Here is a 16782-nt window from a genome sequence, read left to right on the forward strand (position 1 = left end):
CCCCCCCCCCCCCCCCCCCCCCCCCCCCCCCCCCCCCCCCCCCCCCCCCCCCCCCCCCCCCCCCCCCCCCCCCCCCCCCCCCCCCCCCCCCCCCCGACCCCCGCCACCGCACACGGCACGGGCCCGCATTTCCAGCCCCGCCAGCGTTTGAGGCGGAGCCCGGCACGGATCCGGACCCGCCGCACACCACCGAGCAAGCCCGCAGGGCAACGGCACGGGTCCGGACCCGCCGCACACCGCCGAGCGAGCCCGCAGGGTTACGCGTCCAGGTGACCCGTGTCGTTCCAGCGTTCCAGCGCCGGCGCGCCGTAGGCCCAGCCGAGGACCGAGAGGGAGGTCGGCTCCAGCCGGATGCGGGCGCCGAAGGAGGCCTCGAAGCCCAGCCAGCGCGCGGCCAGCGTGCGCAGGATGTGCCCGTGCGCGAAGACCAGGACGTCGCGCTCCGCCGAGCGGGCCCAGGCGACCACCTCGTCCGCGCGGGCCGCCACGTCCGCCACGGACTCGCCGCCCGGTACGCCGTCGCGCCAGATCAGCCAGCCCGGCCGGACGGCCTGGATCTCGGCCGGGGTCATGCCCTCGTAGTCGCCGTAGTCCCACTCCATCAGCGCGTCCCACGGTTCGGCCCGGGCTCCGAAGCCCGCCAGGTCGCAGCTCTCGCTCGCCCGCACGAGCGGGCTGGTGCGGACCTCGACGCCCGGTAGCCCCCGCCACGGGTCACGGGCCAGCCGCTCGCCGAGCAGCTTCGCGCCCAACTTGCCCTCCTCCAGCATCGGCACGTCCGTGCGTCCGGTGTGCTTGCCGAGCTGGGACCACGCCGTCTGGCCGTGGCGGGCCAGCAGGATGCGGGGGGCCATGTCACTTCTCCCGGTTCGTTCGAGGTCCGTCCATCATCCATCACCGGCCCCCACCACCGGTTTCCGCGCTCCTTCCACGATTGTCAGTGGTGGATGGGACACTTCCGCGGGTGAGCTCTTACCCGCCCAGCAGCCCCGCGCAGCCGACGACCCTGCGGCAGCGGCTCGCCGGTCTGCGCGGCCCCGCCGTGCCGCCCCGTCCGCTCGACGCCCGGGCACTGGCGGCCCTCGCCGCCAATCCCGGCTGCGGCAGACGCGCCCTGCTCGACGGCGCCGGGGTGGACAAGACCGCCCTGGCCACGGCGCTCGGCTCCCCCGCTTCCTTCGGGCAGTCGCAGTTCGCCATAGTCCGCGGGAACTCCTTCGAGGCCAAGGTCAAGGGCGACGGCGGGGCCGAGCTGCTGCGGCTGGTCCACGCGCACCTCGCGCCGACCGCGGAGTCGCCCGGGTCCCCCGGGGCCGGTGCCCGCGTACCCGACCTGACCGCCGCCGGACCCGAGGGCCGCGCCGCGCGGACCGCGCTCGCCCTGCGCGAGGCGACCGCCGCCGGCCGGGACTCCGGGGCCTGGACGCTGCTGGACCACCCGATGCTCGCCCTGGAGGTGGCCGGCTCCCCCGCCTATCTGGAGCCCGACGCCGTCGTGGTCCACCCCGACGGCCGCTGGACCGTCGTGGAGATCAAGTCGTTCCCGATGGTCGACGGCGCCGCCGACGCCGCGAAGGTGGGCGCCGCCGCCCGGCAGGCCGCCGTCTACGTCCTGGCCCTGGAGCAGACCGCCGGGAAACTGCCCGGCGCCGAGGTCGGCCACACCGTGCTGCTGGTCTGCCCCAAGGACTTCTCGAACCTGCCCACCGCCGCCCCCGTCGACATCCGCCGCGAGCGCTCCGTGACCCGCCGCCAGCTGGACCGGCTGACCCGCGTCGAGGAGCTGGCCGCCGCCCTGCCCGAGGGCCTCAGCTTCGACCCGGCGACGCGGACCCCCGAGCAGCTGGTCGAGGCGGTCTCCGCGGTCGACGCCGCCTACGCCCCCGAGTGCCTGGCCGCCTGTGAGCTCGCCTTCCACTGCCGCGACCGGGCCCGCGCCGCCGACCAGGTCACCGCGCTGGGCCGGTCGGTACGGGGTGAGCTGGGTGCGCTGACCACCGTCGAGGCCGCCCTCGCGGCGGCCGCCGGCTTCGGCTGCGCCGAGGATCCGACCGCCGCCGCGCTGCACCGCGCCGCCCGGTTGCGCGCCGAGGCCCTGGAACTGGCCGCCGCCGCCCGTCCGCCGCACCACGCCCCGGAGACCCCCGCATGTCCCTGCTGAACACGCTGGCCCGGCTGGAGGCCGTACGTGCGGGCCGCGCCCAGCCGCTCGCGACCGTGCGCCACCGTCACCTGAGCGAGCGCCCGATGGTTTTCGTGCCGCTGACGACGGCCGGTGAGGCGGGCGCCCCGCTCGGTGCGATGGTCGGCACCGACCGGCACGAGCCGCGGGTGTTCGTGATACCCCAGCCGCGCGACCGCGACCGGCGCTGGGCCTTCCTCGCCGATCTGGCCGTGCAGGTGCTGGGCCACATCGACGCGTACGCGGACGTCGTGGAGCCGGCCGAACGCAGCGAGACCGACCCGGAGACGGGCAAGCGGGTCAAGGTCGAGACCGAGCTGTGCGTGGACGCGCCGCAGCTGATCGTGCCGAGCCGGGCGGGCATCGAGTACGTCCGGCTGCTGGGGCGCTCGATGCGGTTCCGGCGCACCGCCGAGGAGGATCCGGACAATCCGTATCCGGCGCCCTCGCAGGTGCCGATGCTCGGCCGCTGGTTCACCCACCTCGCCGAGCGCTCTCGGGTGCCCGGCTCCTCGATGCTGCTGTCGGCCACCGACCTGCTGTCCCGGCACTGGGCCACCGGCCAGAGCAACCTGGAGGACCAGCACCTGGGCGCGCTCCTGGGCTGGATCGCCCCGCCCGCGGGCCGGTCGGGCGCCGAGGAGGCGCACCGGGCCGAGCTGGGTCGTGACCGGGACGGCCAGCTGCTGTGCCCGCCCGCGGGTCCGGCCACCGATCCGGCTTTCGACAACAAGCTGCTGGCTCCCGCCATCACCCGCTACGACGCCGCGCGCGCGGCCCTGGCGGCCGGCCCCGGCGACGACGACCGCCATGTCCGGGCGGCCGAGCAGGAGGTGCACCGGCTGGTCGAATCCCAGCTGTCGGGCACCTGGTGGCAGACGTGGCAGGCGATCGACCTGCTGCGCGCCCTGCCGCCGGGCGAGCGCGCGGAGGAACGCTGGACGCGCGACCGCTGGTCCTACACCGGCCACCGCGACCGCGTACGGGCCGGTGAGCCGCCGCAGCCGCGCCGCGACGACGCGGTGACGGCGGCCCAGAAGCTGGCCGTGCGGGAGACCGAACAGGTGCGGCTGGACGCGCAGGAGGCCCTGGACGACCCCCTGGTGATGGCGGGCCGACGGCTCGCGGGCGAGGCCTTCGCCGGTGAGGTCACCGAGGTGGTGATGGAGTGGACGGAGTCGAAGCGGCCGAGCCCGCGCCCGCTGGTGACCGTGGTGACGGAGGACCGCCCGCAGCTCGCCGACGAGGGCGGCGGGAAGGTGTTCCGCTCGCTGGAGGGGCGCCCGCAGAGCGCACAGTTCGTCCGCTTCGAGGAGGACGGGCGGCTGGTCCTGCGGCTCCTCGACAAGATGGGCCGCGGCCGGGACCCCGAGCCGGGGACGGTCCCGGAGAAGGGCGACCAGCTCTGCTGGACGCTCTTCGAGCACGATGCGCGCGGCGGCCCGAAACTGCCGGAGCCCGAGCAGACCCCGTGGACGCACGGCGGCCCGCCGGGGTCGGCGGGCGCCCTTCCCCTGCCCGACTCCGTGACCGACGAGGACCTGCTGTGACCACGACCGCCCCCTTCGACCCGGGCGCGGCGGCCGCCCGGGCGACCGCCGCGATCCTGGCCGACACCCTGCACGGGTCCGAGCGGGGCGTGGTCGTCGACTCCCCGCCCGGGGCCGGCAAGTCCACGCTCGTGGTCCGTGCGGCCCGCGAGCTGGCCGCGGCCGGACGCCGCCTGATGGTGGTGGCGCAGACCAACGCGCAGGTCGACGACCTGGTGCTGCGCCTCGCCGACAAGGACCCGGAGCTGAAGGTGGGCCGGCTGCACAGCAGTGACGGGGACGCCTACGACCCGGCGCTGCGCGAGCTGCCCTCGGTCACTTTGTCGGCCAAGCCGAAGGACCTCGCGGAGCTGCCGATCACCATCTCCACGGCGGCCAAGTGGGCCTTCGTCAAGGACGTCGAGCCGTGGCAGCACGCGATCGTCGACGAGGCGTACCAGATGCGTTCGGACGCGCTGCTGGCCGTGGCCGGGTTGTTCGAGCGGGCGCTGTTCGTGGGCGACCCGGGGCAGTTGGACCCGTTCAGCGTGGTCGGCGCGGAGCAGTGGGCGGGCCTGTCCTACGACCCGTCCGCCTCTGCGGTGAGCACCCTGCTCGCGCACAATCCGCAGCTGCCGCAGCACCGGTTGCCGGTGTCCTGGCGGCTCCCGGCGTCGGCGGCGCCGTTGGTCTCCCGCGCCTTCTACCCGTACACGCAGTTCCGTAGCGGTACGGGCCCGGGCGAGCGGCGGCTGTCGTACGGGGTGCCTTCGGACGGGTCGGGTCCGGACCGGGTGCTGGACGAGGCGGCCGAGGCGGGCTGGGGCCTGCTGGAGCTGCCCGCGCGGCACACCCCGCGCACGGACCCGGAGGCGGTGCGGGCGGTGGCCCTGGTGGTCCGCCGGGCCCTGGACCGCGGGGCGGTGACCTCGGACGAGCAGTCCCCGGACCCGGCCCCGCTGACGGCGGATCGGATCGCGGTCGGCACGGCCCACCGGGACCAGGCGGCCGCGGTCCGTGCGGCGCTGGCCTCGCTCGGGGTCTCGGGGGTCACGGTGGACACCGCGAACCGGCTCCAGGGCCGCGAGTACGACCTCACAGTGGTCCTCCACCCGCTGTCGGGCCGCCCGGACGCGACGGCCTTCCACCTGGAGACGGGCCGCCTGTGCGTACTGGCCTCCCGGCACCGGCACGCGTGCGTGGTGGTGGCCCGGGCGGGCATAGCGGAACTCCTGGACGACCATCCCTCGACGGAACCGGTCCAGTTGGGCGTGACGGTCAAATTCCCGGACGGCTGGGAAGCGAACCATTCGGTGCTCGCCCACCTGGCCGAGCACCGGGTCCCCTGGCGGCCCTGAAGATCGGCACGGGTGGAACCGAAGACCCCTCCGCGCACATCCTTGAACATGTTCAAGTGAATGTGACCAGGGGGTTTTCAAGTGATATCCGTACGACGCAAGCGCATCACGGTGTGGCTCGCGATCACCGCCACGACAGCCGTACTGGCCTTCGGAGGCTGGTACGCGTATCAGGTGTCGGCTGCCTTCGTCGGCGTCCTGGGCGCGCCGTGCGACAAGGCGGCCGCGTTCGTCCGCGCTGCCGAGCTGCCCGCGGGGACGCACGACCGGCGGTGCACGACGGGCCAGTGGATGAGCATCTCGTACGACCTGGACTTCCGCGCGCCCCGGAAGGAGACGGAGGCATGGCTGCGGACCTCCTATCCCGAGGCGACGTTTTCCATGGGCTGCCTGGACAGCGACGCGTGCGCGAGCCCGCCGCTGCCGGGTCACGCGCCCGTCAAGGACGAAGCCGGCCACCGACTCGCGGACGCGGTGAACATCGAGCTCGACTACGAGGACGGGGACGTCACGCACGTGCGGATCTCCGGCTGGACCGGCTGAGGCCTACGCGGCCACCGGGTCAGGGCTCGCGGCGGGCACCCAGGTGCGCGTGGAGGGTTTCGCCGACCTCGGCCAGGGTGCGCAGCTGTTCCGGGGTCAGGACGTCGATCAGGTGGTGGCGGACGGACTCCACGTGGAGCGGGGCCGCGTCCGTGATCGCGGTGACGCCGGCGTCGGTGAGGACGACCTCCGCGCCCCGGCCGTCGGCGGCCACCTCCTCGCGGCGGACGGCGCCGCGCTGCTCCATGCGGGTGAGCTGGTGGGACAGCCGGCTGCGGGACCAGCGCATCAGCTCGGCCAGCGCGCTGATGCGCATCCGGTGGCCGTCCGTGGAGCCGAGCACCGACAGGACGTCGTAGTCGGCTTCGGAGAGCCCGCTGTCCTGGCTGAGGTCGCGTGCGATCTCCGCGTTGACCAGCGGGAACATCCGCCGCCACGCGTACCAGGCGTCCTGTTCGGACTCGGTGAGCCAGCGGGGCCCGGGCTGCGGTGCGGGGGTCATGCCCGCCACTCTAACCAGGTCGGTGACACATCACTTACCTGGTTGACATGTCATTCAGATTCTGGGTTTGATCAACCGACACATCAATGATCACGCCGACCGGAAGTCCTCGCCATGACCCGCCTGCACGTCATCTCCGCCGCCACCCGCCCCACCTCCGCCGGCCGCCCGCTCGCCCGCTGGGTGACCGAGCAGGCCCGCGGGCGCGGCGGCTTCGACGTCACCTCCGTCGACCTCGCCGAGATCGCCCTGCCCTTCCTCAACGAGCCGGAGTACGCCTCCACCGGCAACTACGCGCACCAGCACACCCGCGACTGGAGCGCCCTGGTCGACTCGGCCGACGCCTTCCTCTTCGTCCTGCCGATGTACAACGGCGGCTTCACCGCCCCCTTCAAGAACGCCATCGACTTCCTCTACAACGAGTGGAAGGGCAAGCCGGTCGGCATCGTCAGCTACAGCGCCGGCCCCACCGGCGGCGCCCCGGCCGCCGAGATGCTGCTGCCGGTCCTCACCCGTCTCGGCATGCTGCCCGCCGAGCGCTCCGTCGCGATCCCGGGCATCCCCAAGCTGCTCGGCCCCGAGGGCTTCCGGGCCCCGGAGACGCTCGCGGGCGAGCTCGCCGGGGTCCTGGACGACGTGGCCGAGCTGGCGGCGGGGCGCGCCGCCGAGGCCGTCACGGCGTGAGCAGGGTCCCCACCGGATGGTCGTACGCGGCGTGCGTGCGCAGCCGTACGCCGTAGCCGAGGGCGCCGCCCGCCTCCGCCACCGGGGCGGGCGGCACGGGGGCGGTGCCGGCCGCCCGGGCGCGGAGGCGTGCGACTGACGGCCGGTCAGCGCGACGTGGGCCGGAGGGGGCGCGTCCCGATCGCCCGTGCGACTCCCCCGTCACTGGGCCTTTCCACCTGCTCGTGCACCTCATCGGCCATACGGGTGTTCTAGCCCGTCGCGCAGGGGTCTTGCGCGGCGTTGGACAATGGACGGTGGCCCGGAATCACGTCGTACGCGCAGCAGGAGGACACGCATGGCAGAGCCCGAGCGGACCGAGCGGCGGCTGCGGCCGGCGCCTCTGCTCTTCGAGCCCTCGGAGGCCGTGGCGGACCCTGAGCACTTCTTCGACCTCGAGTCGATCGAGGACCCTCGGGAGCTTCTGACCCGCGCGACCGAGCTGACGCTGGCCTTCCGGGCCGCGCAGGAGCGGGCGGTGGAGTTCCAGGCCCTGGCGGCGGCCCAGCTGGCGGATCCCCGCCGGTTCGACCGGCTCTCACCGGCCCTGATCGCCGAACAGGCGGAGTGGACCGAGGACTACGCCCGCAAGATGATCGAATTCGGCGAGACCCTCCAGCGCGGCACGGGCATGCCGTAACCCCTCGACCGATCGCCGCGGGGGCCGGGCGTCCGGCACCTGCGGCGGTTCGAGGGGCGCACCATACTCCGCCGGCGGCCCCGCCGTCCCGGTTTTTCGTAACTCGCGGATACTAGTCCGCTACGGCGGGTAGACAGTGGCATATGACGACGCTGACGACGGCTCCCGGCTGCACCGCCCTCCATGCGCGCAACGAGCGCACCCGCACCGCGCCCGCCACCCACGTCACCCCCCAGGGCGCCGCCTGGCTCACCTCCGGAGCCGCCCATCCCCGGCGCACCCTCGCGGTGTGGGAGGCCCGTCCCGGGCTGCCCGCCACGCTGCCCTGCGGCGATCCCTTCGACGTCGTCAACGTCCCGCTGGTCCTCGGGCGCCGCATCCTCGACCTGCTCTGGGCCGAGGGCCCCGGCTCCGGGCCGGTCGCCGTGCACCGCGGCCGGATGCTGCTCTTCGCCGCGCCCGGCACCGCGCACCGGCTGCCGGCCCTCTTGGCGTGGGAGGAGTGGGGAGGCTCCCGCACCGCCCCGGCGCCGCTGTGCCACGGCCGGGGCGACGCGGTCACCGTGCCGCCGCTGGCCGCCACGCCCGGGCCGTCCCGGTGGCTCGTGGCCCCCGACGCGCGCGAGCCCTGGCTTCCCGGGCCCGAGGCCCTGCTCTGGGCCTTCGTACGGGCGGCCCGCACCCCCGCACCGACCGGACCTGGGGATATCGATTTTTCGTTCCGCCGATCCTCCTGCTAATGTCTTCCACGTCAGACAAGCGCCGCTAGCTCAGTTGGTTAGAGCAGCTGACTCTTAATCAGCGGGTCCGGGGTTCGAGTCCCTGGCGGCGCACAGACGGAAGAAGGCCCCCACGCAAGTGGGGGCCTTCTTCGTTGTCCGGCGGGGCCGTCCGGCGGGGCGCGCCGCGGGGTGTCCCGCGGCGCGCCCGGCCGTCACGTCGTGATCTTCACGGTGTACGCGCCGGACCGGGTGCGGTCCGCGACCTCGATGGTGATCCGCTCGCCCGGCACGGTGTACGTCTCGCCGACCTCCAGCGGTGCGTCCGCCAGCGGCGGGTACACCGAGCGGTCCCAGCACGCCTCCGTCGACGGGTGCGCGTCCAGCACCTCGATCGGGCCGCCGCCCGACGACGCCTCGTTGCGCACCCGGTAGACCAGGACGCCCTCCGTGCACGTGTCCCCGTCGTTGCCGGCGGAGCCCCGCGCCTCGACGGCGATCGCGCTGCCGGGGCCCGTGCGGATCACCGCGAGCCGCGTGCCGCCCGTTCCGCCGCTCAGCGGGGCCTGGGCCAGCGGCTGCAGGGTGTGCAGCGAGGATCCCGTCTGCACGCAGTCCACCTGGGAGGCGTCCAGCCAGCCCAGCTTCCACTTGTGCCAGGCGAAGAGGTCGGGGGCCATGCCGAACTGGCTGCCCATGACGTCCCAGTCCCCGACGTAGGTGTCCCAGTCGCCCTTGCCGTCCGTGGGTCGGTGGTAGAGGTCGGGCAGGTCGAAGACGTGCCCGGTCTCGTGGGCGAGCACGTTCCGGTCCGGCGGGTGGCGCTCGAAGACGGTGACGATCCGCCGCAGTTCCGTGCCGTCCGCGACGATCGGGTGCTCGAAGTTGACGACCTTCGTGGCGTCGGAGTCCACGCCGGGCGCGTCCGGGTCGGCGACGAAGTAAACGACGTCGTACTTGCGGAAGTCCACCTGGGCGTCGGCGGTGGCGACCGCGTCCCGCAGGTAGGAGGCCCGGTCCCCGGGGGCCCAGTCCCGCTTTATCCCGTACGCGGTGGACGGCTTGGGCATCTGGATCCACTGCTTCTGCGGGTGCGGGACCAGCCGGAACCGCCCGTACGAGGCCTGCTGGAAGAAGTCGCTGGTGGCGGGGAAGTAGTCGCCGACGATCTGCTCGGTGGTCAGGGCGCTGCGGTGGTCGGGGAAGGAGAGGAAGACCATGACGGCGTTGAGGGTGCGCTCGGGTTTGGGGTAGGCGCCGTTCCAGGTGTCCAGGCCGAGGGAGTGGTGCGCCGAGGTGCGGGTCAGCGCGCAGGGTCCGGCTCCCGAGTCGGCCACCGCGGGACCGGCGACGAGCGACATGGCGGCGAGCGCCGTCAGGGAGGTGAGCGCCGCGGCGGTACTTCGGATGCGGGAGCGTTCCACTCCCCCGGGTGTCTGCTGTCGCGCCACATCGACCTCCGGTGGTGGATTCGTGCCTGTTCATCCACCTTGAGGCGATTGTCTTACTAATGCCCTGTTCCGCTGCCCCACACGAGTGAGCCGTACGGCAAGTCGGTGACCCTCGAACTTCACGCCCCCACCTACAGAAAGTCACGACCGATCACCTGAGATCAGCAGGGGCCTCGGCATGCTCAGAGCCGCGCAGAAACGATCGCCCGGTCTTCCGTCACCGATCCGTCATCACACCGAACCGAACCGTCTCAACCCGTGGCGCCGCTGGATAGGGCCTCCCCGCAGCCTCTATGATCGGCACACTTTCCTGCGCGGACACTCACGAACACTGCGGGAGCCAACGGTGAGCGGAACCTCAGAAGGAACCGGTTCGGCGGCCGACAGCATCCGATCGGCCATTACGGAGCGTCACCCGGCAGTGCCGGCAGTGCCGTCGACATCGGCCGCCCAGGCCGTCCAGGCCGCGCCGGCCCCGCCGTACCGCGCCGCCGACTCCGACCTGCGCGACTACCGGGCCGCCTTCAACGCGGCCCACCTCGCCATGGCCGTCGTCGACCGCGAGGGCTACGTGGTCGCCGCCAACCAGGCCTTCGCCGGGCTGCTCGGCAGCGAACCGCACACGCTCGTCCACCGGCCCGCCGCCGACCTGGTCGACCTGGCCGCCGAGGCCCGCACGTGGGCCGCGTACCAGGAGGTGCTCCGCGGCCGCCAAGCCCGACTGCGCTGCACCCGCCGCCTCAAGCATCCCGACGGGCACTCGCTCTGGACCGAGGTCACCCTCGGGCCCGTCCCCGACACCGGGGACGTCCTGCTGTCGGTGGCCGACATCAGCGACCGCCGCGACCTCCAGGCCCGCCTGCGCCACCTCCAGATGCACGATCCGGTCACGCGCCTGCCGAACCGCGCGCTGTTCTTCGAGCGGCTCTCCGCCGCCCTGGAGGCCGCCTCGTACGAACACGGCGGCGGCACGGGCCGGATCGGACTGTGCTACCTGGACCTCGACGGGTTCAAGGCCGTGAACGACACCCTCGGCCACCGGGTCGGCGACCGGCTGCTCACCGCCGTCGCCGCCCGGCTCACCCAGTGCGCCGACCAGTCGGGTTACGGACGCACCGGCGGGCACCTGGTCGCACGCCTCGGCGGCGACGAGTTCGCCCTGCTGGTCGAGGACTCCACCGGCACCGAACAGCTCGCGGACCTGGCGCGGAGCGTGCTGACCGCCGTACAGGAACCCTTCGACCTGGCCGGGCAGCGGCTGTCCGTCTCCGCCTCCATCGGGGTCGTGGAGCGGGCGGCGGCCGGCACCTCGGCGACCGGCCTGATGCAGGCCGCCGACACGACCCTGTACTGGGCCAAGGCGGACGGCAAGGCCCGTTGGACGCTGTTCGACCCGGAGCGCAACGCGCACCGCATGACCCGCCAGGCGCTCTCCTCCACGCTCCGACGGGCCGTGGACCGGGGGGAGTTCGAGCTGGAGTATCAGCCGCTGGTGGACCTGGAGAGCGGCGCGGTGCGCGGGGTCGAGGCCCTGGTGCGCTGGAACCACCCGCAGTTCGGCACGCTCACGCCGAATCGGTTCATCGGGATCGCCGAAGAGGACGGTTCCATCGTCCAGTTGGGACAGTGGGTCCTGCGGACCGCCTGCCGGCAGGCCCGCCGCTGGCAGATCGAACAGCCCAGCGACGCCCCGGTCTTCGTGTCCGTCAACGTCGCCGTCCGGCAGGTCTGGGACTCGGACCTCGTGGGCGACGTCGCGGAGATCCTGGCCGAAACGGGCCTCGCCCCGCAGCTGCTCCAACTGGAGCTCACCGAGTCGGCGGTGATGGGCTCGGCCGGGCGCCCCCTGCAAGCCCTTCAGGCGCTCAGCGACATGGGCGTGCGGATCGCGATCGACGATTTCGGCACCGGCTATTCGAACCTCGCCTACCTCAGCAGACTTCCCGTGTCCGTTCTGAAACTGGACGGTTCGTTCGTGCGCGGATTCCGCTACGAGGAGGGCTCGCACCCGAACCCGGCCGACGAGACGATCGTCGAAGCCCTGGTCCAGCTCGCGCACCGGCTCGGCCTGACGGTGACCGCGGAATGCGTGGAGACCGCCGGACAGGCGGCGCGGCTGCGGCGCGTGGGCTGCGACACGGGCCAGGGCTGGCTCTACTCGCGGGCCGTGGGACCGGAGCGGATCGCCGAGATGATCGGCACCAGACCGGGCGCGGAGCACCCCGGCTAGCCGTTCCGCTTCGCCGTTCTCGACCTGCGGGCCAGCGCTTCCGGTGGCCTACGCCGTGCGGCCGGGCAGGCCCGGCCAGTTGGAGCCGATGGGCAGCGGGTAGCCGTCGTCGACCCGGTCGGCGGCGATGTCGTACCGCACGTACTGCGAGCCCTTGAAGAAGTACGCCTTCCCGTTGTCCCACACGATCCCGGCGTCGACCCCGTCGCTCCACAGACCGGGCCAGTACGGGCTGATCGGCAGTGGGTATCCGGGGTCCACCTTGTCGGTGGCGATGTCGTACCGCATGTACTGGTTGCCGCGGAAGAAGTACGCCTTGCCGTTGGTGGGCCACAGGACGGCGGCATCGATCCGGTCGCTCCACAGGCCGGGCCAGTTCCCGGCGATCGGCCGCGGGTAGCCGGGGTCCACCCGGTTGGTCGCGATGTCCCAGCGCACGTACTGCCTGCCGCGGAAGAAGTAGACCTTCCCGTTGGGCCACGGGATGCCCGAGTCGACGGTGTCCCACAGGCCCGGCCAGTTCCCGGCGATGGTCAGTTCGTAGGTGGGGTCGACGACCCGGTCTTCCGCGATGTCGTAGCCCCTGTAGTGGGTGCCGCGCATGAAGTAGGCGTTGCCGTTGTTGTACATGATGGCCGCGTCGAGGCCTCCGCCGCTCCAGAGTCCGGGCCAGTTCTCGCCGATCGCCCGCGGGTAGGCCGGGGCGACCCGGTCCGCGGCGACGTCGTAGCCGACGTACTGCCAGCCGCGCATCAGGTACGCCTTGCCGTCGTTCCACATCACGGCGCCCTGGATGCCGTCGCCCCACAGGCCGGGCCAGTTGCCGGCGATCGGCTTGGGGTAGCCGGGGTCCACCTTGTCGGCGGCGATGTCGTAGCGCATGTACTGGTTGTCACGGAAGAAGTAGGCCTTGCCGTTGTTCCAGACGATCGCCGCGTCGATCCGGTCGCCCCACAGACCGGGCCAGAACTGGCCGATGGGCAGCGGGTAGCCCGCGTCCACCTTGTCGGTCGCGATGTCGTAGCGCATGTACTGGCTGTCGCGGAAGAAGTACGCCTTGCCGTTGGGCCACACCACACCGGCGTCGATCCGGTCGCCCCACAGTCCGGGCCAGTTCGGGTTGATGGGCAGCGGGTAGCCGGGGTCGACCCGCCGGCTGGCGGGGTCGATCCGGTAGTACTGGCCGCCGGCGAACACGTACACCTTGCCGTTGGGCCAGAAGACGGGCGCGGTCAGCATGCGGAGGCTGAGCGTTTCGACGAAGGAGCTGTAGTTGTCGGCGTTCTTCGCCGCCTTGTCCGGGTTGCTGATCGCGAGGGCGCGCGAGGCCGGAAGGCCGTAGACGATGTCGTCGGTGTCGACGTTCGTGGCCGCGTGGCTCCACTCGTGCGCGACGGCCCCGAACCGGGAATCGGTTCCGGTCGCCGGGAGCGTGTAGAAGGCCGGACAGACGTAGACGGTGTCCGATCCGAGGTGGGTGTAGTTGGTGGTGTTGGCTCCGCAGCTCGGAGGGCTCAGGTCGTAGGTGATCTCCCTGTTCATCCAGGCGCGCGTCCCGGCCATGCGGTCCCGCACGGTCTTGTAGCGGGAGACGCTGTCCACCCCGAACCATTCCCGGTAGAGGCTGTTGTCCGTCCGGCCGCTCCAGCTGTCCAGCTCGGCGATGGACGCGTCCAGCCAGGCGCACGCGTTGTCGTGCGCGGCGAACACCTCGGCGAACCCCGGGGGAAGCACGATGTCCCGCAGCAGCGCCGACGGCCGCTCCGTGTCCGGGGCGATCACGACCCGCCGGGCGTCGTCCCTCGGCCCCTCCCTGCGCGCCCGCTCGCCGGACGTGGCCCGTGCGGTGCCGTCCGGCAGGAGGTCGAAGCACGTGCTGACCGGATCGAGGGTGAGTCCCTGGTGCTCGTGCCGGGGGCGTGAGGTGATGGCGTCCGGCCCCACGACGGGGATGACATCGGCGAAGCGCACCAGCAGGGTGACCTCGTACGTACCGGGCTCGTCCAGCGCGAACGACTCGGTGACGTCGAGCTCCTCGACGATGGTCTCGCCGATGCGGAGGGTGCGGTAGGAGTCCGGACCGGGGTCAGTACGGCTGACCAGCCGTCCGTCGTAGGGAACGGCCTGGCTTTCGTGCCGCACCTCAAGGAAGTTGAAGACTTCACCTTCGAGGGGGGTGTTCCACACAAGTAGCCGGTAGTCCCTGTCGCCCAGGTTCTCCAGCTCGAAGATGAGTGACACCGGTTCACCCCGGCTGTACGTCGGGGCGGCCCTGATGGCCAAACGGAAGTCGTCGCGCATGGGTCGACTCCTCACGCGAGGGGGAGGAAGAGCGAGCCCTGGCCGGAGAACTCCACAATGGGGCCACAGGCCCGCCCTTCCAGCGTCGACCACTCCCGACCGCCCCGCATCCCAGGGCTGCCGGGAGATCGCCTCAGAGACTCCGGACGAACGCCGTGAACGCCTCCGGGGTGACGGTGAAGGCGGGGCCGCCGGGGTTCTTGGAGTCCCGGACCGCCACCTTGCAGGGCTGGGCGGCCACCTCGACGCAGTCGCCGCCGGTGTTTCCGCTGTACGAGGCCTTGCGCCAGGCGGCGGAGCCGAGCGGGGCGCACTCGACGCATTCGCCGCCGGTGTTCCCGCTGTAGCTCGACTTACGCCACCGCGCGTTGGTCAGGTTCTGGTTGATGCCCATAACGTTCCTCCATTACGCGGACAATCAGTGCCGCCGAAGCCTCAACGGAGAGAGCAGCGGCCTGCACGTGAGCGTAACGAAGCGAGGCTTCTTTGACCGTGTCAGGGTTGGCCGTCATGTGTCCGGAGATGAGGTCCTCCGAGTAGACCATGTCTGGGTCATCGTCGAACCTCATGGCAGTGAACGAGCCGATCAGGCTGGCGTGTTCACCTGCCGCGAAGGGCAGCACCTGGATCCTTACCCAGCGCTTCTCTCGAAAGCGCAGTAGGTGGGCCAGCTGGTCCCGCATGACGTCCAGGCCGCCGATCGGTCGGTACAACGCAGCCTCGTCGAGCACCACCCACACCATGGGCGGGTGCTCCCGGTCCAGGATTCGCTGACGGTCCAGTCGTGCGGCCAGCATGTCGTCCAACTCCTCCGGCAGTCCGCTGGCCAGCACAGCGCGCGCGTAGTCAGGCGTCTGCAACAGCCCGTACACCAACTGCGCCTGATACGTGGAGATGTACGAGGCCCGAGCCTCCATCTCTGCGAACGGCTGGAACCACGTCGGCAACACGCTCCGCAGGACCAGCCCCACCAGGCGGGAGAAGTGCCCGTCCGTGCCCAGGGCCGCGTCCACCCGTTCCGAGAAGTCCCGCGTCGGGACCCGCTTGCCGTTCTCGATCATGCCGATCAGGGAGCCCGTACAGAAGATGATCGCGCCCAGCTGCGCCTGCTTGAGGCCGGCCTCTTCTCTCAGTCGGCGCAGCTCGTAGCTGTAGTAGTCCAGCGGCGAGGCACTGGGATCGATTTCACGGACCTGAGCCATGGGACGGTCACTCCGATCAGGAAGTACAGCCTATCTCCGAGCGTAACGAGTTGGATACGCAGCGGTGCGCAAAATCCGGTAACCGTCCCTGGTCCTGCGTGGGTATCGCTAGGTTGAATCACAGCACCGAAAGGGGGTGGGCCAGGTGATCCGTGCGTACAAGTTCCTCATGCGGCCCACTGCCGGGCAGCAGGTCGCGCTGGGCGAGATGCTGCGCGATCACTGCTCGCTCTACAACGGCGCGTTGCAGGAACGCCGGGACGCCTGGCGGCATGTGTCGAAGACGAGTGTCCAGTACGGGATGCAGTCCGCGCAGCTCAAGGAGATCCGGGCGTTCGACCCGGAGTGTCAGGGCCGCTGGTCGTTCTCCTCTCAGCAGGCGACACTGCGCCGTCTCGCCAAGGCGTTCGCCGCGTTCTTCCGCCGCGTCAAGTCCGGTGACACGCCTGGCTACCCGCGCTTTCGCGGGATGAACCGGTTCGACACGGTGGAGTTCCCCGAGGACGGCGACGGCTGCCGATGGGACTCCACCCCGCACGACCCGGTCACCTGCGTCCGCTTCCAGGGTGTGGGGCACGTCAAGGTCAACCAGCACCGGCCATTGACCGGCAAGGTCAAGACCATCACCGTCAAGCGCGAGGGAAAACGCTGGTATGTGATCCTGACCGCCGAGCAGGCACAGCCCGAGCCGAAGCCCAAAACGGGCAGCACGGCTGGAATTGACATGGGTTTGACCCACTTCCTCGCCGACTCCAGCGGCGGGTTTGTCGAGAACCCGCGCCACGGGCGGAAGGTTGCCGCGAAGCTCGGAGCCGCACAGCAGGCCCTTGCCCGGTGCGAGCGCCGAAGCAACCGGCGCAAGAAGACCGTCCGCAAGGTTGCCGACCTGCACCGCAAGGTCCGCCGCCAGCGCCTCGACCACGCCCACAAAACCGCCCTGGACCTGGTCCGCCAACACGACTTCATTGCGCACGAAGACCTCAAGATCCGCAACATGGTCAGGGCGCCCAAAGCGAAACCCGACCCTGACCATCCCGGCAGCTTTTTGCCCAACGGGGCCGCCACGAAGGCCGGACTCAACCGCTCAGTCTCGGATGCCGGATGGGGGGTGTTCCTGAAGATCCTGCACGCCAAGGCTGAAAGCGCCGGACGAGAGCTGATCGCTGTGGACCCCCGCAACACCTCCCGGACCTGTCCCCAATGCGGGCACGTCGGAGCAGAGAACCGGCCCACCCAGCAGAGGTTCCACTGCGTCGCCTGCGGCCACCACGCGCACGCAGACACGGTGGGCGCCTTGAACGTTCTACGGGCCGGGCTGGTCCGTCGCGACGCCAACCCGGCCTAGCGAGAAGCCCCCTCCTTCAGGAGGGGGAGGAGTCACGTGACACACCGCCGCCCCACC

The 16782-nt window shown here is 71.8% G+C and carries 14 protein-coding genes, 1 tRNA gene and 1 pseudogene; 10 read left to right on the forward strand and 6 right to left on the reverse strand.

The window, feature by feature from the left end; genetic code table 11:
* Window positions 1-257 precede the first annotated feature (257 nt).
* Window positions 258-854 carry a histidine phosphatase family protein gene (locus ACIQK6_RS39720; RefSeq protein ID WP_329101729.1) on the reverse strand — a complete coding sequence of 199 codons (597 nt, stop codon included), beginning with the start codon at window positions 852-854 and terminating at the stop codon, window positions 258-260.
* A gap of 110 nt (window positions 855-964) precedes the next feature.
* Here ACIQK6_RS39720 and ACIQK6_RS39725 point away from each other — a divergent pair, with 110 nt between their 5' ends.
* From ACIQK6_RS39725 to ACIQK6_RS39740, 4 genes are all read left to right on the forward strand, one after another.
* Window positions 965-2161 carry a hypothetical protein gene (locus ACIQK6_RS39725; protein WP_329101727.1) on the forward strand — a complete coding sequence of 399 codons (1197 nt, stop codon included), beginning with the start codon at window positions 965-967 and terminating at the stop codon, window positions 2159-2161.
* Window positions 2149-3732, forward strand: coding sequence for a hypothetical protein (locus ACIQK6_RS39730; protein WP_329101726.1), 1584 nt, complete (start codon window positions 2149-2151; stop codon window positions 3730-3732). The genes ACIQK6_RS39725 and ACIQK6_RS39730 overlap by 13 nt, the downstream gene beginning before the upstream one ends.
* Window positions 3729-5069, forward strand: a complete 1341-nt coding sequence (locus ACIQK6_RS39735) for an AAA domain-containing protein (RefSeq protein ID WP_402697288.1) — start codon at window positions 3729-3731, stop codon at window positions 5067-5069. The genes ACIQK6_RS39730 and ACIQK6_RS39735 overlap by 4 nt, the downstream gene beginning before the upstream one ends.
* 81 nt (window positions 5070-5150) lie before the next feature.
* Complete coding sequence (locus ACIQK6_RS39740) at window positions 5151-5612, forward strand: hypothetical protein (RefSeq protein ID WP_329101721.1); 462 nt, start codon at window positions 5151-5153, stop codon at window positions 5610-5612.
* 19 nt (window positions 5613-5631) lie between these two features.
* Here ACIQK6_RS39740 and ACIQK6_RS39745 read toward each other — a convergent pair whose 3' ends face one another.
* Window positions 5632-6114, reverse strand: coding sequence for a MarR family winged helix-turn-helix transcriptional regulator (locus ACIQK6_RS39745; RefSeq protein ID WP_329101719.1), 483 nt, complete (start codon window positions 6112-6114; stop codon window positions 5632-5634).
* 114 nt (window positions 6115-6228) lie between these two features.
* Here ACIQK6_RS39745 and ACIQK6_RS39750 point away from each other — a divergent pair, with 114 nt between their 5' ends.
* The 4 genes and pseudogenes from ACIQK6_RS39750 (at window position 6229) to ACIQK6_RS39765 (ending at window position 8310) form a co-directional block, all read left to right on the forward strand.
* Entirely contained in the window at window positions 6229-6798 is a 570-nt protein-coding gene (locus tag ACIQK6_RS39750) for an NADPH-dependent FMN reductase (protein ID WP_402697291.1), read from the forward strand.
* 337 nt (window positions 6799-7135) lie between these two features.
* Window positions 7136-7477, forward strand: coding sequence for a hypothetical protein (locus ACIQK6_RS39755; RefSeq protein WP_329101715.1), 342 nt, complete (start codon window positions 7136-7138; stop codon window positions 7475-7477).
* A gap of 143 nt (window positions 7478-7620) precedes the next feature.
* Window positions 7621-8275, forward strand: a pseudogene (locus tag ACIQK6_RS39760) (hypothetical protein).
* Window positions 8237-8310, forward strand: a tRNA-Lys gene (locus tag ACIQK6_RS39765). The pseudogene ACIQK6_RS39760 and the gene ACIQK6_RS39765 overlap by 39 nt, the downstream one beginning before the upstream one ends.
* A gap of 101 nt (window positions 8311-8411) precedes the next feature.
* On the opposite strand, the gene ACIQK6_RS39770 is transcribed toward ACIQK6_RS39765, so the two are convergent.
* Window positions 8412-9647, reverse strand: coding sequence for a M6 family metalloprotease domain-containing protein (locus tag ACIQK6_RS39770; protein ID WP_329101713.1), 1236 nt, complete (start codon window positions 9645-9647; stop codon window positions 8412-8414).
* Window positions 9648-9993: 346 nt separating this feature from the next.
* Here ACIQK6_RS39770 and ACIQK6_RS39775 point away from each other — a divergent pair, with 346 nt between their 5' ends.
* The gene (locus tag ACIQK6_RS39775; protein ID WP_402697293.1) at window positions 9994-11877 is read left to right on the forward strand and encodes a putative bifunctional diguanylate cyclase/phosphodiesterase; all 1884 of its coding nucleotides are present in this window, start codon (window positions 9994-9996) and stop codon (window positions 11875-11877) included.
* 48 nt (window positions 11878-11925) lie between these two features.
* On the opposite strand, the gene ACIQK6_RS39780 is transcribed toward ACIQK6_RS39775, so the two are convergent.
* The 3 genes from ACIQK6_RS39780 to ACIQK6_RS39790 all read right to left on the reverse strand — a co-directional run bounded on the left by ACIQK6_RS39780 (window position 11926) and on the right by ACIQK6_RS39790 (window position 15380).
* The gene (locus ACIQK6_RS39780) at window positions 11926-14178 is read right to left on the reverse strand and encodes a hemopexin repeat-containing protein (RefSeq protein WP_329101711.1); all 2253 of its coding nucleotides are present in this window, start codon (window positions 14176-14178) and stop codon (window positions 11926-11928) included.
* Between the two features lie 133 nt (window positions 14179-14311).
* Window positions 14312-14572: a DUF397 domain-containing protein gene (locus ACIQK6_RS39785; protein WP_329101709.1), complete on the reverse strand. Its 261-nt coding sequence runs from the start codon at window positions 14570-14572 to the stop codon at window positions 14312-14314.
* A complete protein-coding gene (locus tag ACIQK6_RS39790) occupies window positions 14532-15380 on the reverse strand; it encodes a helix-turn-helix transcriptional regulator (RefSeq protein ID WP_329101707.1) in 849 nt (282 codons plus the stop codon). Before ACIQK6_RS39790 ends, ACIQK6_RS39785 begins: the two co-directional genes overlap by 41 nt.
* Before the next feature lie 145 nt (window positions 15381-15525).
* On the opposite strand from ACIQK6_RS39790, the gene ACIQK6_RS39795 reads away from it, so the two are divergent.
* Window positions 15526-16725: an RNA-guided endonuclease InsQ/TnpB family protein gene (locus ACIQK6_RS39795; RefSeq protein WP_402697296.1), complete on the forward strand. Its 1200-nt coding sequence runs from the start codon at window positions 15526-15528 to the stop codon at window positions 16723-16725.
* Window positions 16726-16782 lie beyond the last annotated feature (57 nt).

This window comes from Streptomyces sp. NPDC091682 (assembly GCF_044756625.1).
Taxonomy (GTDB): domain Bacteria; phylum Actinomycetota; class Actinomycetes; order Streptomycetales; family Streptomycetaceae; genus Streptomyces.

Bases quoted from the DNA above. Each gene is read 5' to 3' on its own strand.
- ACIQK6_RS39780 (WP_329101711.1), bottom strand. From the start codon at position 14,178: ATGCGCGACGACTTCCGTTTGGCCATCAGGGCCGCCCCGACGTACAGC.
- ACIQK6_RS39730 (WP_329101726.1), top strand. From the start codon at position 2,149: ATGTCCCTGCTGAACACGCTGGCCCGGCTGGAGGCCGTACGTGCGGGC.
- ACIQK6_RS39745 (WP_329101719.1), bottom strand. From the start codon at position 6,114: ATGACCCCCGCACCGCAGCCCGGGCCCCGCTGGCTCACCGAGTCCGAA.
- ACIQK6_RS39755 (WP_329101715.1), top strand. From the start codon at position 7,136: ATGGCAGAGCCCGAGCGGACCGAGCGGCGGCTGCGGCCGGCGCCTCTG.
- ACIQK6_RS39785 (WP_329101709.1), bottom strand. From the start codon at position 14,572: ATGGGCATCAACCAGAACCTGACCAACGCGCGGTGGCGTAAGTCGAGC.
- ACIQK6_RS39750 (WP_402697291.1), top strand. From the start codon at position 6,229: ATGACCCGCCTGCACGTCATCTCCGCCGCCACCCGCCCCACCTCCGCC.
- ACIQK6_RS39720 (WP_329101729.1), bottom strand. From the start codon at position 854: ATGGCCCCCCGCATCCTGCTGGCCCGCCACGGCCAGACGGCGTGGTCC.
- ACIQK6_RS39790 (WP_329101707.1), bottom strand. From the start codon at position 15,380: ATGGCTCAGGTCCGTGAAATCGATCCCAGTGCCTCGCCGCTGGACTAC.